This is a genomic window from Sphingobacterium sp. NGMCC 1.201703 (assembly GCF_047784615.1).
Classification (GTDB): Bacteria; Bacteroidota; Bacteroidia; order Sphingobacteriales; family Sphingobacteriaceae; genus Sphingobacterium.
The window spans coordinates 225,103-241,358 of sequence record NZ_JBLOHD010000011.1 but is presented as its reverse complement, the minus strand read 5'-3'; the positions used below and the strand labels follow the sequence as shown (position 1 = coordinate 241,358).

General features: G+C 39.7%; 14 protein-coding genes. 9 read left to right on the top strand and 5 right to left on the bottom strand.

The window, feature by feature from the left end:
• The first annotated feature begins 24 nt into the window (after positions 1-24).
• Positions 25-975 (top strand): hypothetical protein, encoded by a 951-nt coding sequence (locus tag ACK8HY_RS21250; RefSeq protein WP_416134742.1) that lies wholly within the window; start codon positions 25-27, stop codon positions 973-975.
• Between the two features lie 21 nt (positions 976-996).
• Here the strand turns inward: ACK8HY_RS21250 and ACK8HY_RS21245 are convergent, their stop codons facing one another.
• Entirely contained in the window at positions 997-2,445 is a 1,449-nt protein-coding gene (locus tag ACK8HY_RS21245; protein ID WP_416134741.1) for an MFS transporter, read from the bottom strand.
• Positions 2,446-2,563: 118 nt separating this feature from the next.
• Here ACK8HY_RS21245 and ACK8HY_RS21240 point away from each other — a divergent pair, with 118 nt between their 5' ends.
• Positions 2,564-2,908: a winged helix-turn-helix transcriptional regulator gene (locus ACK8HY_RS21240; RefSeq protein ID WP_077434156.1), complete on the top strand. Its 345-nt coding sequence runs from the start codon at positions 2,564-2,566 to the stop codon at positions 2,906-2,908.
• Between the two features lie 90 nt (positions 2,909-2,998).
• On the opposite strand, the gene ACK8HY_RS21235 is transcribed toward ACK8HY_RS21240, so the two are convergent.
• Both ACK8HY_RS21235 and ACK8HY_RS21230 read right to left on the bottom strand, forming a co-directional pair.
• Positions 2,999-3,916, bottom strand: a complete 918-nt coding sequence (locus ACK8HY_RS21235; RefSeq protein WP_416134740.1) for a DMT family transporter — start codon at positions 3,914-3,916, stop codon at positions 2,999-3,001.
• A gap of 31 nt (positions 3,917-3,947) precedes the next feature.
• A complete protein-coding gene (locus tag ACK8HY_RS21230; RefSeq protein ID WP_416134739.1) occupies positions 3,948-4,940 on the bottom strand; it encodes a 2-hydroxyacid dehydrogenase in 993 nt (330 codons plus the stop codon).
• 327 nt (positions 4,941-5,267) lie between these two features.
• On the opposite strand from ACK8HY_RS21230, the gene ACK8HY_RS21225 reads away from it, so the two are divergent.
• The 6 genes from ACK8HY_RS21225 to ACK8HY_RS21200 all read left to right on the top strand — a co-directional run bounded on the left by ACK8HY_RS21225 (position 5,268) and on the right by ACK8HY_RS21200 (position 12,823).
• Positions 5,268-5,648 (top strand): response regulator, encoded by a 381-nt coding sequence (locus tag ACK8HY_RS21225; protein ID WP_077434150.1) that lies wholly within the window; start codon positions 5,268-5,270, stop codon positions 5,646-5,648.
• The gene (locus ACK8HY_RS21220; protein ID WP_416134738.1) at positions 5,641-6,777 is read left to right on the top strand and encodes a HEAT repeat domain-containing protein; all 1,137 of its coding nucleotides are present in this window, start codon (positions 5,641-5,643) and stop codon (positions 6,775-6,777) included. The genes ACK8HY_RS21225 and ACK8HY_RS21220 overlap by 8 nt, the downstream gene beginning before the upstream one ends.
• A 179-nt stretch (positions 6,778-6,956) precedes the next feature.
• Positions 6,957-8,246 carry a glycosyltransferase family 2 protein gene (locus tag ACK8HY_RS21215; RefSeq protein ID WP_416134737.1) on the top strand — a complete coding sequence of 430 codons (1,290 nt, stop codon included), beginning with the start codon at positions 6,957-6,959 and terminating at the stop codon, positions 8,244-8,246.
• A 4-nt stretch (positions 8,247-8,250) separates the two neighbouring features.
• Entirely contained in the window at positions 8,251-9,780 is a 1,530-nt protein-coding gene (locus ACK8HY_RS21210; protein WP_416134736.1) for a YaiO family outer membrane beta-barrel protein, read from the top strand.
• A 13-nt stretch (positions 9,781-9,793) separates the two neighbouring features.
• Entirely contained in the window at positions 9,794-11,992 is a 2,199-nt protein-coding gene (locus ACK8HY_RS21205) for a DUF4838 domain-containing protein (protein ID WP_416134735.1), read from the top strand.
• 114 nt (positions 11,993-12,106) lie between these two features.
• A complete protein-coding gene (locus ACK8HY_RS21200) occupies positions 12,107-12,823 on the top strand; it encodes an MIP family channel protein (protein WP_416134734.1) in 717 nt (238 codons plus the stop codon).
• A gap of 98 nt (positions 12,824-12,921) precedes the next feature.
• Here ACK8HY_RS21200 and ACK8HY_RS21195 read toward each other — a convergent pair whose 3' ends face one another.
• The gene (locus tag ACK8HY_RS21195) at positions 12,922-13,947 is read right to left on the bottom strand and encodes a threonine aldolase family protein (protein ID WP_416134733.1); all 1,026 of its coding nucleotides are present in this window, start codon (positions 13,945-13,947) and stop codon (positions 12,922-12,924) included.
• A 586-nt stretch (positions 13,948-14,533) separates the two neighbouring features.
• Complete coding sequence (locus ACK8HY_RS21190; RefSeq protein ID WP_416134781.1) at positions 14,534-14,815, bottom strand: DUF2809 domain-containing protein; 282 nt, start codon at positions 14,813-14,815, stop codon at positions 14,534-14,536.
• A 310-nt stretch (positions 14,816-15,125) separates the two neighbouring features.
• Here ACK8HY_RS21190 and ACK8HY_RS21185 point away from each other — a divergent pair, with 310 nt between their 5' ends.
• A complete protein-coding gene (locus tag ACK8HY_RS21185) occupies positions 15,126-16,226 on the top strand; it encodes a hypothetical protein (protein WP_416134732.1) in 1,101 nt (366 codons plus the stop codon).
• The last annotated feature ends 30 nt before the right edge of the window (positions 16,227-16,256 follow it).

Genomic DNA, 16,256 nt, shown 5'->3' with positions numbered 1-16,256 from the left:
TCAACTGAAAGAAGATACAAGCAGATGAACAAAACTATTCTCGTCAACAATGTCGAAATCGATAAAGAAATAATTATAGATTTAATTAAGCAAGACAATTACGATGATGCTATTAAACTGATCGCCAATCGCGCAAATGTAAAATTGAAAACGGCCCAAGATATTATCCAAATGTTCGAAGATGGACATATTGATCTTTTCGATGGTAAAGACCTATTTTTAGTTGATTATGACGAGGTTCCTCACAGCAATTCCACTGCTCGTCAAGAGCCTGTCCCATCTTCTTTTTTGGAAGTAGAAAAAGACAAAAGCAAAGGGGAAGGGAGTAAAAAGGGCTTAATAATAGGCTTATCTGTACTTGTGATAGGTTTTGTTTTTTTACATTATGTTGTTGGTTTTAACCATATCGGACATCATTTGTCGGAACTAGCTCAGGTATTTGGTAAAAATGATGGTGGTTCAGCGGCGTTGGATGCTGATACAGCATCACGGGGATCTTCCTTAGAACCCGGTGCCACCCGTGTAACTGATGTGGAGGACTTTCGTCCTGTCGATACCAATCTTCTTGCCCCAGAATTTAAATCAGCAGAAATGGCAAAGATTAAAAATGCGCAATTTGACAAACTGATACCTGCCAGGAAGTCTCCCACAGATGAAGATGCACAATTGGCTTTAATCTATCTCACGAATAGACGATTGACAGATGTTATTATTGAACAAAAGCTGAATATCAAAATTGGTAAATGTTATGAAAACCCCAAGAAAGAGGGGAACGAACACTGTGTAAGCTGCATGATATTACTCTATAATAGAGAAAAAAAACACTGGCAGGAAGCTCCTGATGGGGAGAATTTCCTTGACAATGCTTATGACTTTTATCTTCCCGAAGGTGGAGATACATGGGAGGCCAAGTCTTTAAGTATGCACATCCCATATGACTACGCGTTGTTTAAAAAATACGAACCAAAAGATTAATTCAATACTTCATCGGCATACTTATACTTCACGGTCATACTGCTGCTGAGCGTTAATAAAGTTCTCCTTCGGTTTCCGAATTGTCGGTAAGCAGACAATGCAAAAGGCCACTAGAATAAGTAACAGCATAGATACCGTAGTCGCATAACCATAAGCAGCAGTAATATGACGCAGTTGGAAAAAGCTGTCTCCATTTTGATGTAAGAACAAGCCGACAACAAACGCGATACCTAGACAGATAGATAGTTGTTGTATAGTGAGATAGATGGCGGACCCTACACCGATTAATTCCTTGTTGACATCTTTTAATGCAAGTGTCATTAGGGAGGGTAGCACACTACCACAGCCAAGCCCATAAAAGAAGAAGAGCAGATGAAGCTGATCAGTCGTGACAGTCACTTTGTTGAGAACGAGCAAATGAAAGAACAGACCTATAACCATTGTGCCCAATCCGGCCAGGACTACTGCTTTCCCATAGCGCTGAATCAACCTGCTCACCATCAGGCTGGCAACAACGTAGCCTACACCCTGATAAACAAATGCAATACCTGTCATTGTTGCGGTATAACTTTTGTGATTCTGTAAATAATTGGAATTAATAATAAAATAGGCATCTTGGACCATGTAGTAGGCCAGTGCAGCGATTAACCCGAGGTTGAAGACCTTGCTGCGAAAGAGTGAGAAATTAAAAAGTGCCTGTTGCCCCGTTTGGTCGAATTGCTTCTGTTTTTTCAGGAACAACAGTGTTAAGATGATGGCAGTCCCTAACAATAATATACACCAGATGGGCCAATGCAATTCAGGTCCCATGATCAAAGGGTATATCATTCCTATCATGAGTATAAATAAAGTCAGCATCGGTATAAACGAAATTGTGGATTTGGGCTTTGCCTTATCGCTAGGGACATAGTGATAAGCGGCAATGCAGGCAAGGGCACCAATAGGGATATTGATGAGGAAAATAAGGCGCCAGCTTTCCTGTATCCAGGATTGATCCGGAAGCAAACCACCGAGTAGCTGGCCGATAACAGAAGCAATACCCGCAATACTGCCATATACCCCCAAGGCCATCGATCGTTTTGCCGCATCTTCAAAAAGTAAGGTAATTAATGCGATACCCTGAGGTACCATCATACCTGAACTAATTCCCTGGAGCAGCCTGCCGAGTAATAAGAAATAGATATTGGTTGCCATTCCGCATAATATCGATGCAACCGTAAAACCGGCCATACCCAGTAAGTATAATTTCTTTTTGCCAAAATAATCTCCGGCATTACCCGCATTGATCAGCAGGCTAGCATATCCAATGATATATAGAATAATAATCCATTGCGTTGCACTATTACTCAGGTCCAACGCATGTTGTATGGTCGGTAAGGAAACATTGATAATGAATAAATCAATGACGAACAAAAAGATGCCAATGGATAGGATAGAAATATGAAGCAAATCTTTAATTTGGAAGCGCATATAGAAAGTTTTTGATAATTTTATAGTCAAAAATAGTTTGGAAATTTTTTGTGATCAAGTAGTTATAAATGATGTACTTAGTATGGTTTTATGAACTAATGGTCAGTATGAGGTGATTATGGACGAAAAAAAAAGTGAGTTTTTTGGCAGTTGCTGCGATGTCAATGGTATCTTTAAGATTATAGGTGGAAAATGGAAGGTTTTACTGATCAAAGCCATTGCAAAAGAGTGCCCTAAGCGGTTTGGGGAATTGCGAAGAGAAATGGATGATATGGCGCAGACTACATTAACTGTTCAATTGCGTGAACTGGAGCGCGATGGCATCCTGTGCCGACAGATTTATGCAGAATCACCACCGCGTGTCGAATATAAACTGAGTGAAATAGGCAAGACTTTGCTTCCGATTATCGAGCAACTGGATGAATGGTGGTTAAGCTATAAGCAAGAATTAAGAGATCAGTAGCAAATCAAATGGTATCATTTGATCCCGTATGATACGTTGATTTATGCCTGTAATGCTGCTTTCATTTTTTCGATGACCTGTGTTGAAAGATCAAGGTTTTGCTTCTTCTTTTTTCGATGTTCCCAATAAGACAATAGTCAGAATAATACATGCAGTACCCATCCAGTCGGTAAAGGCAAATGGGGTGTTAAGCCATAATACCGCCAGTAATGCCGCTGATAAAGGTTCTGCAGAAGCGAGCAGGCTAGTTTTTTGACCGCCAATTAACTTGACTGCTGTGAGGTATGCGTAAAAAGGAATGAGGGTTCCAAAAAAAACGATAAACGATGTATAAGAATAGGTTTGCATATCCCAGACACCGGCAACATCCCAGGGAGCCCTGACAAAACAAAATGCAATTCCGCCGATGAGCATTCCCCAGCCAATGACAACTGTTGATTTATACTTATTGAGGAGATGAACAGGTTGTAAGGTATAAAAGGCTAGCGTTACTGCCGACACTAATCCAAAGAACAGCGCAATGCCAGAGATGGACAATGTTCCTATTTTACCATGGGTGACCAGCAAAAACGTCCCTAATACGGCCAGTAAAATTGCCAGGCATGTTTTGCCATTGGGAAATTTCCGCTCTTTTAACGCAATATAGATCGCGATCATAACCGGGCCAGTATATTGCATCACCGTTGCCGTAGCAGCGTTGGAATAATTGATCGCAGCAAAATAGGAATATTGAACAGCAAGTACGCCAACAATGCTAAATAAAAGCAGATCAATGGCATCTTTACGGTTGTGCCAGATAGACCATAGATCCCTGCGGTTATTTGCTCCTGCTAAAATGAGCAGGACAGCACCCGTTACCAACATTCGAATGGTAATCAGCCATTCGACATTGAGGCCTCGTTGTTGAAAAAGAAATTGACCAAAAGTTCCGGAAACACCCCAAAGTATGGCTGCGCTAACAGCCAATAAAAAGCCTTTTAAAACTTTATTGTTCTTTGTATTATTCATGTTAAAAATTAATGATCTCTTCGGTGTGATGTTATATTAGTACTTCATTGTCTGTCGTTCCTGTGTTCAAGAGGTCAGCAATACTTTTTAATGTTCGTTGAGAAATTTGAGTGAGTGCTTCTGTTGTGAAAAAAGCCTGATGTGCGGTTACTAAAACGTTCGGAAAACTCATTAATAACTGGATGGTGTCATCTTCTATGATCGTTGTGGACAGATCTTTAAAAAACAGTTTCTCTTCCTGTTCATAGACATCAATCCCCAATAATCCTATTTTATGCTCTTTTAATGCATTAATGGCATCATTTGTATGGATAAGATTGCCTCGGCTTGTATTGATAATGGTCACACCAGCCTTCATTTTTGCCAGTGACTCTTTATTGATGAGGTAATGGTTATCTGCTGTAAGCGGACAATGCAAGGAGATAATATCTGATTCCTTAAATAATTGATCAAGATTGGTGTATTGGACTCCGGCATTGGCCAGATCCTGGTCAGGATATAAATCGTAGGCAATGACCTGTGCACCAAATCCTAGTGCGATACGGATAAATGCCTTTCCAATTTTTCCGGTTCCAATTACTCCAATCTTTTTTTGATGGATATTGAAGCCCAATAAACCGTTTAAGGCAAAGTTTTGTTCGCGGACACGGTTATAGGCTTTGTGGGTTTTTCTATTGAGTGTCAATAACATGGCCATCGTATGTTCAGCAACAGCTTCCGGGGAATAGGCTGGAACACGACAGACCTGAATACCAAATTCTTTTGCAGCTTCCAGATCAACGTTGTTGAAACCCGCACATCGCAAAGCAATCAGCTTTATACCTTTATGTGCAAGAACTTCGATTACCTGCCGGTTTAATTTATCATTTACAAAAACGCAGACAACTTTCTCGTTTTCAATTGTATTGACAATATGAGGGCCAAGGTGGGTTTCATAAAAATTGAATTGAAAACCATAATGTTCATTTTCCCGTTCAAAAAAGACTTTATCGTAAGGTTTTGTCGAAAAGAAAGCTATTTTCATAAAATTATTTTTCCTATGTAAATATACAGTATTAATTTTTTATGCGCTTTAAATTTTATCGAATAAACTACGCTAACACCAACGCCAAAAATTGTCATGGAGATCAACGCGGAACCTGATCCATGAAGTTTAAAATTTTAATACTAGTAAATCGGATTAACTGACACCTTGCTTTTATAATAAGGTCATTTTTTTGTCATTTTGTGAAATAAATTGTATAAAAGTTGGTTTTAAACCGTTTAAAACGGTTTGTAGTGCTTATACTACAAACTCTTTCCTTTTTTTTCTTGAGCTTTGCTTCACTATGAAAAACTAATTGATACTATTATGTGGAACGAAAAGAAAAGGATCCTTGTTATCGAAGATAATGAGATTCTATTGAGTACCATGCAATTTGTCCTACTACGTGAAGGCTATGACTTGTTGCTTGCTAAATCGGGGAAAGAAGCACTAGCACTTGTTTCCGATGAGACGATTGATTTAGTGATTACCGATCTGGCTTTACCCTTCGCCAACGGGTATGAAATCATCGACCGTATTCGGAAAAGTAGCATTAACAATGAAGTTCCTGTAATCATTATTTCAGGTTATCGTGATGACAACAGCATTGTTGAAGGTTTTGAGGTTGGGGCAAATGATTACATTAAAAAACCCATATCACCTTCTGAACTTATTTCCCGTGTCCGTTTAAGAATAGGTCATGCTTAGCATATTTAACGATATCATCCATGTTGTCCGCACTTTCTTTGAAGGCAGGGGATGGCCATTATTGGTTACTGTAGCGCTGATATTGAGTGTATTGTTCTGGACATGTTGCCTTATCGGAATCGCAATATTTTACTATCGCGACTATCGGTATCGGATTTGTTATTCACGAATTTATCCAATTTTAAGGGATTTTATCTATGAGCAGGTCCTGGTGAAAAATAACGTTAGCCATTTTCCAATAGACAAGCTAGGACTGAATTTAGAGAAGAGATTAGAGGTTAAAGTTGTACGCGATATTTTACATGAATTTATCAGGACCATTGGTGGGGAAAAAGGGCGCAGTATGCGGAATTTATTTAACGAACTGGGTTATGATAAGGAAGCACAATATGAAATCAGGCATGCAGCAAAACATATGGCTCCTATAGTCCGATCTTTAAATGATTTGGCACTGATGAAAGTTGTTGTACAGGAAAATGTGTTGGACAAATTATTAGCGAGCCCAAAGATTGAAATTCGCGTTGCAGCTTTTCGGTATTTATTACAGGTGCAAGGGGAACAAGCTTTTGACCGGGTGTTTAGCCAGCTTGAGGGAATCAATGAATTGCACGCTGTTGATATCTATCAAACTATCGTGCTGACAGATTTTTTTGGAACGTATTCTTTTTCGCAATGGTTGGATGAATCCAAAACATTTGCGGTAAACAAACTCTTAATGGATCTGATGGTATATTATCAAGAACTGGAGGCTAGTCAATTATGGAAATTAATTGTAGCTAATAAAGATATGAATACGATTATAAAGGCTGTAAACTCATTGGGAAAATTGCTTGCAAGAGAGAGCGAGGATCAACTACGCGATTTATATGATCAGCATCAGAGTCTACATATCCGAATTGAAATCTTAAAGGCCATTGGTCGATTGGGGCAAGGGAAGTCGCTCGATTTTTTAGCTAATATTTTTGAGAATTCAGAACTGCCGGTCAAATTGCGTAAACATGCGTATCGATCTTTGATCACTCAAAGACCTTACAGTACAATGTATTTGCGGAGAATAAATGATAAAGCGGATGCTATGACCGATAGGCTTATACGCTATATAACGAATCCGATGGTTCATTATATTTAATTGTTCTTTTGACCATTTAAAAGAAGCATCTTATGAAAGATTTTATTTCATCCATAGAATTTATATTTGGTTTCTATTGCCTTCTGCTTTTGATTGTGTACGTTTTGTTGTTCCGAATGTCCTCGATCTCAATCCGAAAAAATTTACGCACGCGAAATTCAAGATCTGTGCAAACCCTGATGGAATCAGAAATTGCTCCAGGTGTGAGTATTGTTGCACCAGCTTATAATGAGTCGGTTACAATTGTCAATAATGTGCGCTCGTTGATGACACTTTTCTACTCGCGTTACGAGGTTGTCATCGTGAACGATGGTAGCAAGGATGATACTTTGGAAAAATTAATTCATGAATTTGACCTCGTGCAGATAGATTTCCTGGTAGATTATTTAGTTCCTTGTCAGGAGATCAAAGCTATTTATAAATCAAGGGATATTTCCCACAAAAGACTGACCGTTATTGATAAGGTCAATGGTGGGAGTAAGGCTGATGCTGTTAACGCGGGCATAAATGTTGCCGCTTTTCCGTACATCCTAAATACAGACGTTGATTGCGTGCTTGCCAATGATACACTAGTTCAGTTGATGGAGGCTGTATTGGATTCAAAGGAACGTGTTATAGCGGTTGGTGCAACATTAAGAATGTCTAACTCAAGTTATGTAGATGCGGGCATGCTCGTCGAAGCTGCTTTGCCCAAAGCTATTCTTGCACGATTCCAGGAAATGGAGTATATACGGTCTTACCTGCTTGGTAAAATGGGATGGAATTATCTAAATTGTATTCCCAATGTATCTGGAGGTCTTGGATTATTTGATAAAGAGATCCTTATTGCTGCAGGAGGTTATGACTCACATTCTTTAGGAGAGGATATGGAAATGGTGACAAGAATGTGCATGGTTATGTGTGATAACCATCAAAAATATACGATTAAATATATCCCCCAAACCTTATGCTGGACAGAAGGTCCTGATAGTCTAAAGATGCTAACGCGTCAGCGCATTCGCTGGGCACGCGGATTAATGCAGATAATGCGGGCCCATCGCAAAGCTTTCTTTAATCCAAAATATAGACAGTTTGGCCTGATCGTATTTCCCTATAATGCCATTTTCGAATTTTTCGCTCCCATAATGGAGATTTTGGGCATTGTTTTTTACATCTACCTTATTGCAACAAATGGAATCAACTGGCCCATGGCGATATTACTGTTGATATTTGTGTATATGTTTTCTGTTTTCTTAACCAGCTTTTCGATTTTATTGGATAATTATGTTTACAAGTATTATAAAAGGCGACAGGATATTATTCGTTTATGCCTGACCGCATTTATAGAACCTTTTGTATACCATCCTATTATAGTGTACAGTTCAATGAAAGGCTATATACAAGAGTTGTTCGGCAAGAAGCATGCCTGGGGCGACATGAAGCGTAAAGGAACACTATCCCCCGAACCGTCAATTGAGACAAAAAAATAGAAAAATGGACAAGTTATTATATATCCTCATTTTTTTCCAGATAGCTTGGATAGCACCTCTTGAGGCACAGGTAATTTGGAATAATAAAAAATATGATGTGGACAGTTTGGTTCCTCAGGCGATACGTTACCTACATGAAGGCAAGCTGGATCAGTCTATTATGTTGAGCCGTACAGTACTGGCGACCTATCCAGATTATACCGACTTTACTTATATACTAGGATTGAGCTATCAAAAAATGGGAAAGGTTGATTGGGCTATTCCAAATTTTGAATCTGTATTAGCCAAGGATGCGAATTACAAGGATAGTTATTTGCCCCTAGCATTATCATACGAGAGTGTGGGCGATTGGTTTCGTGCTAAGCAGGTATGGCAGCGGGCTTTGCAGCGTTTTCCGCAAGATACAGCAATTACAGAGGCCTATCGGGAATTTAAAACTAGGGAGGCTCTTTATATAAGTAGCTATCACATGGATGATTGGTACAAAAAAGGACGTAAAGGTATCGCTAGTGGGGATACTAGTAAAGTTTTCTCTTATGCGGATAGTATGGAAAATTTAATTCCGAACGACAATCGTTCATTGTATTTACGCTCCGCCGCCTTTATGTTAAATAAGGAATATAGTAAGGCTAAGTCTACGTATGAATCATTGTGGAGCAGAGGGGATAGCAGTGTATTTGTCCGTGAGCAGCTGTCAAATATTGCTGCAATAAACAAAGATTATGCTTTGGCTCTGGCCTATATCGAACCGCTTCGAAGGCAATTCCCTGACCATAATCATTATGAACGGCTATCCAGGGTATACCGGGAGAATTTGCCTTATCATTTCTATCTTGGTTTAAATCATATGCAGAGTGCACAAGATAGGCCGAATGGTCATTTTTTTATTTCGGGACTAGAATATGGTCAACGGCTCAATAAAAAGGATGTCCTTATCGGTCAGTTTAATTACGGAAACAGACGCGGTGATAAAGGTTACCAGGCGGGATTGGATGCCTGGATAAATTATGGACCAAGTCTTTATGCTTATCACCACATTGCCTGGGCCGATGGAGCGGTATTTCCCACCTGGAGGGCTGCTTATAGTATTTATCGTGAAGCAGGCAGCTGGCTTTTTGATGTTGGTGGGCGCTATGTCAGGTCAGCGGATCGTATCAACAACTATGGGATGGTAGCTTCAGCCGGTCGATATATCGGTCCAACTTTCATTTACTTAAGGGGATTTTTATTGCATGACTCGAAACGGTGGAATCAAGCGTATTCATTGAGCCTAAGACATTATTATAATTCCGAGAAACCGGATTCGTATGTAACGATAATTGGCAATATCGGAACCTCGCCTGATGATCCGTCCCGTTATCAATTCTTGAATAACAGTTATGGCTTTTTGTCCAGGTCAATTAATGCAGGTTGGCAGCATCGTATAGATAGCTGGGGATTTACGTTGATGGGCGGATGGAGCTATTATAAGGTGGCTGAAGGCACATTTATGAATCAGTATGATCTGAATCTTTCCCTGAAGAAATATTTTTAAAATGTGGAAGTATATGTTAAGCTTGCTTTTTTGTGCATCAGTAGCCTATGGAAAAGAGCGAATTCAATTGGTAAAAGATGGTGTAGCCCAATATGTTATTTATGCTGATCAGCAAAATGCCTTCTTGTCGCATGCAGCTGCAGTGATTAATGATTATACAGAACAGAGTACGGGTACAAGCTTTGATTTTAAGGATTCTGATCAAAGTAAACCTGCAATCATATTAGAGCAGGTCGCTATCGACAGCGTATATCCCGAAGACAGCTATTCCATACAGTTTAGCCAAAATAATTTGTACATTAAAGGCAGCGGTCGCGGGGTAATTTATGCTGCTTATCGCTATGTACGGGAAATCCTTGGTGGTCGCAAATGGTATGCTGGAAAGGAAAATACCAGTATACCTAAGCTGCAAACAGTGTCGGTTGATGCTGACTTGCATCTTTTTGCTAAACCGCGCTTTGCATATCGGGAGATATATTTCCCGGTGGAACTGGATCAGTCATATCTCGATTGGTATGGTTTACATAATCTGGAAGAAAAATGGGGCGATTGGGGGCATACCTTTAATAAAATCCTACCACCCGATAAATTTTTTAAAACACATCCGGAATATTACTCCCTATATCACGGCCGTCGTCAACCCACTCAGCTTTGTCTTTCTAATGAAGCTGTTTTCGAACATACAGTCCACTATTTTAAAGAAAAAATGCGTGAAAATCCGTCAGCGACCTATTGGTCGATTGCCGCAAATGATGATTTAGGGAGCTGTACATGTGACCGATGCCAAGCTGTAGATAAGCTTGAAGGGGGGGCGCAAGGCTCCTTGATACGTTTCGTAAATAAGGTAGCTGCGGTATTTCCGGACAAGAAGTTTACCACATTGGCGTATTTAGAGACCGCAAATGCACCGGCTCATCTCCGGGTCGCAGATAATGTAACTGTAATATTGAGCAACATAGATGCTTTCCGTCGATATGATCTAGCGAATGAGCCATCAGCAGCAATTTTTCGTAAGCAATTGCGAGATTGGAAAGCCAAATCCGCACATGTATTTGTCTGGGATTACCTAACTCAATTTACCAACTATCTCGCGCCTTTTCCAATTGAAGGAACATTGCAAAATAATCTGGCCTATTTAAAACACGCCGGGGTAGAAGGTCTTTTTCTCCAAGGTGGTGGCGCAAGTTATACCGATATGGCTGAGCTTAATACCTATCTTTTGGCTCATTTGGTCTGGGATAGCGATATTTCTGCTGATATGCTTGTAAAAGAATTTGTACAAGGATATTATGGGAAAGCTGGTATTTTGGTATATGAATATCTTCAAGCAAGGCGAAAAGCACTACCTCCAGCTGCATCTGCACTTTCTATTTATGGCAATCCGATTGACAATAGAAGGGACTTTCTAAGCCCCGCTGCAATGGACCATTATAGTAACTTGCTGGCAAAAGCCGAGGTGCTGGTAGAAGGCGATACGCTGTTGGAACAACGCATTCGACGGATAGGCCTTAGTCTGGATTATACTTACTTACAGCAAGCCAGGTTTTATGGCCCCCGTCAACATGGAATATTTGAGGAGGTCGATGGACAATGGGTAGTTAGGCCGCTTGTCAGACGGAAAGTACAACAGTTTGTTGAAGATGCTAAAAAATTAGGCGTTTTGGAGCTTTCCGAAGGCGGCGCAAGCCCAGACCAATATCGAGATGAATGGGAAGATATATTTGTGGCTGGGCTGCGCCTAAATAAAGCGTCAGCTGCGCAAATGAAGATGCGGAATCCTTTCGACCCTTCATTTCCGGCAAATGGTATAAAAACATTGACTGATAGTGTATCAGGATATTCGGATTATAGCTATAACTGGCTACTATGGACCGGAGAACCGATGGATATTACTTTTGAGTTTAAGGAGAGCAGTAAGATCGGTGTTGTTGAGCTTAATTTTCTACAAGATCCGCGACATTGGATTTTTCCGCCTGAGGAAGTTCGCATTAGCATCTCGGTTGATGGGAAAAATGAGCAAGAGGTGCTAATGCAGCGAACGGAAACATTGGACGAAGATTATACGGTTCAGAAAGTAAAATTTAGCACAGCTATAGAAAGAGATGTGAAGGTTGTGCATATCGTGGCCAAGCCATTCCAGCATCTTCCCGAATGGCGCTATCATCCCAGACGAAAAGTCTCGATGGCTTGTGATGAAATATGGTTAGAATAAAATCGTTGAAGTTTGTTTTAAGTGTGGATATTGTTCTACAATAATTTTTTCGTTATTCTTCTTTTATATAGAAAATGAGTAAATTAGAGTTAACTAAGTTATAAACAGATTCATATGGAAATTAAAACATCTTCAAAGTTTGTTGCCGAACTAATTGGAACATTTGGTTTGGTACTGTTTGGTTGTGGCGCAGCTGCTATTGCTGGCGCTAATACCATGGGTGGACTTTCAGGGCTAGGCCTTTTGGGCATTGCGGTAGCATTTGGTCTATCGGTTGTGGTCTTCGCTTATGCCATTGGCGGCATCTCAGGCTGTCATATTAATCCAGCCGTGACAGTAGGCGTACTATTGGCTGGAAGAATGTCTGCTAAGGATGCCATCGTCTATATCATTGCGCAATTTATCGGTGCACTTTTGGGCGCATTTGTGTTGCAACAGATTTTAGGTGGTCAATTAGCTGGTTTTACAGCTGGCGAATGGGCTTACGGATCTAATGGATGGGGGAAAGGTTATCAAAATGAATATGGTACAGCTTCGGCTTTCCTTATTGAAGCTGTTTTAACTTTTCTCTTCCTTTTTGTCATATTGGCTACAACATCAAAGGTTGGAAACGGTACAATGGCAGGTTTAGCAATCGGATTTACATTGCTTTTGATCCACTTAGTGGCCATCCCGGTGACGGGGACTTCGGTTAATCCCGCGCGTTCTTTTGGTCCTGCAATCCTTGCTGGAGGAAATGCATTATCGCAATTGTGGTTATTTATCGTAGCCCCGTTAGTTGGTGCTGCGGTCGCCGCTGGCGTTTGGAAAGCCGTGGAACCAAAAGATTAATGTTTGATATAAAATTGAAGCGCGCAAGGAAATAACGTATTCTTGCGCGCTTTGTTTGTATCGTGCGCCCATCGCAATAAAATGTTCGTCTTAATTGATTACGCTTCCTGTAGATCCTTGATAAAGGCCGTCACTTTTTCTTCATCCGTTGCCCAGGAGGTGATAAGTCGGATAGCAGCATAATCAGTATTAATATGTTTCCAAATATAGAATTGATAATTCCCACTCAGCTGTTCAATGACTTTATTTGGAAGAATAGGGAACAACTGATTTGTACTGGATTCCGTTAGAAATGTATAACCTTTCTCCCGGACTGCCGATGCAATACGCATGGCTAATGAATTTGCCCTTCGGGCCAGATCAAAATAGAGATTATCTTTAAATAGTTCCAGAAATTGAATCGAAAGGATACGTCCTTTTGCCAACATCGCACCTTTTTGTTTGATGGCATAGTCAAAATCGGTCGCCAATTCAGGTTTATTAAAGACAATGGCTTCTCCTAAAAGTGCACCATTTTTGGTTCCGCCGATATAAAAAACATCGGTATACTGGCTAATAGCTTCAAGTGTCAAATCGTTATTTTCAGCAGTAAGGGCATGCCCCAACCGGGCACCATCCAAGTACAGCAGCAACTGATGGGATTGACAAAATTCAAAGAGCCCCCTGAGTTCAGCATGCGTGTAAATTGTGCCAATTTCTGTTGAATTTGAAATATAAACTATTCTTGGTTTTACCACATGGGGAGCAAGCGCATACTCCGCCAGAACATTAGCGATATCTTCGGGTCTTAATTTTCCGTCCACGGTTTCAGTAGTAATGACTTTATGTCCCGTGGCTTCGATTGCACCAGTTTCATTTGCTGCAATATGTCCGGTTTTTGCACTTATTACCGCCTCATGGACACGTAATAAGAACGATATGACCAATAAATTCGTTTGTGTTCCACCAGATACAAAATAGATACCCGCATCTGGGTTGTTTATTTTATCTTTCAAGACTGCTTTTGCCTGTTGTGCATATTCGTCCTCCCCATATCCGGATTGCTGTACGAGATTGGTTTCAATGAGTTTATCTAAAATACGGGGGTGAGCCCCTTCCGAATAATCGTTTTTAAAATTGTACATAGTAAGTGTTTTAGCTCAGGTGTCTTTTTAATTAACCAATGGGTATTGCTGCTTTTTCCAATCTCTCTAGTAAAAGGATGAACAGAGAAAAGTCAATCACCGCTTGCGTTTTCAAATGTATAAATACGTTCTTACTTTTTCCTGATTTTGAACAAAAAACACGTTCGGAATAATTGATTACCTTGTTTTTTGTTAAAGCTGCGATGCGGGAATCCTAAAAAACAGAAACCGCTTATCATTATTTTCTGACAAGCGGCTTTAGTTAAAGTATGCACCTATCTGAAACTTCATTTTACATCCAAACAAATTGCGCAATTGCAGAATATTACTGTCAGAGGAGTTGAAATCCACCGTTATAGGCTGCGGAAGAAATTAGAGATTGATACGGAGTTGTCATTAAATGATTATCTGAATGCGATTTGAGAAAATTATACCTGTAAATTAAAACGCCGATAAGCGATTTATTTAAGGCTTAATCACTACATTCGTTACGGACAACAACCGATTAAAATATGAAAAGAATCTTTTTTATTGTCAGTATATTATCAGCGTTTTGTATGGGTTATGCTTTTAACCTTATTCTTTTCTATTTTTTCTTGGATCGGTGAAAAGATCGATCCAAGAGAAAAGCGATAGCAGATCCAGCGATGTAGGCGATCAAGTCAGACCAGAGAAAGCCTTGGCCAAATAGCAGTCGTAATAGCGGATGGTTTCTGACGCTGATCAATAGTGGACGTTGTACCAACTGTAAAAACTCAATTGTAAAGCAAAATGCCAGTGAACTTACAAAGCAAAAGCTGAAAGACCGCTGAGAAAAAATAAACCGACATAACCAATAGATCATCACGGCATATAAGCCGTCGCCCATAGATAAAGGGATGCCTGTAATTTTCCGCGATAATAATCCAAAGACTATTGTCGTGCATATTAAAACTAGGTAGTGGACTCTCTTTAATTTTATCATTGGGATTATGCCTTTAAAATAAATGGTGGTATGGATTAATGGCTAAATATAAAAAGAAGTTTATAGAGCATAAGGTTATAGGGCAAAAAAGCTCTTGTAGAAGGGGGGCTACTAAACTATATTCCTCGTGCTGGGTTCATGTTGCGGCTGTTCTTTAACGATTTTTGACAGTATTTTAATGACTATTTTATATTTTAGGTCAATAATTTCATTTATGGCAAAAATATTATTTTTCCTATGTATTTTTTTTAGTTGCAACGCTCTATTCGCTCAAATCCGTATCGTTGATAGTTTAAGTGGCGAACCTGTGCCTTTAGTGAATATTTACGCTGAAGACGGGACATTATTAGGTGTAGCAAATGCGAAAGGGGAGTTCGATATTGATTCGCTTGGACAGGATGCAAACGTAAAAATCATATTACAGCATATTTCTTATAATAACTATCAGGAATCGACTTTGGAGCTGCGCAAGCAGAAGCTGATCAAATTGATTCCACGTAGTATAAAAATAGATGAGGTAGCAATCGGAGATAAGAGTCAGTATGACTTTCTGATTTTGAAGGGATATTTTAGAAATACCACTTTTTTCAATAAGCGTACACGTTATTTCTACGACGGAATAATTGAATATTATATTCCGTTGAAAAACAAAAATGGAAAGGTCTATCATCGGATTTTGGATTACCGGATTTTCGAGGATTCCATCACTACGCAGAATTTTAGAGAGGTGATGGGTAATTTTTGGCAATGGAAACCGCATGTGATGCGTATGAAGACACAGTCTGTTGCGAATGATCTTCCTTCAAAATTTGTTCTGGTTCAGGATAAAGGGCGGAAGATCATCAGGACGGGTAATCTGAATACAGGATATATCCAAGAAACGGCCCGTGGTGATGTACAGGTATATTTTGATATTATCCCACCCAATAGCCAAAAAGAAGTAAGCTTCTTCAAGATCAAAGGACAGCAATATACCGGCGTAACCATGGAAAATTATTCGCCTACAAATCTTGATCAACCTGAACAAGCCAAGTTGGTCAGCAGGGTGGTCATGAATGTCGGTGCTATTAAGAGAGGTCGTAAATCGGAATTTATCCCTTTTGATTTTTTGAGCGAGTTTTATACACAGGAACGTCGATTTATCACAAAAGAAGAATTCAAGAATATAAAGAAAGAGATTACTTCAGGTCTTTGGCTCGAATTGAAAAGTCGGTATACAAACAAATTTTGGTTAGACAATACTAAATTCGGCATCCCACCGATGAATCCCTTTATTGAGAAAAAATTCGGCAAAGAACTGCTGGAACTAAAGTAAGTTGGGATGCTGTGCTCTTGCTAAAAACAG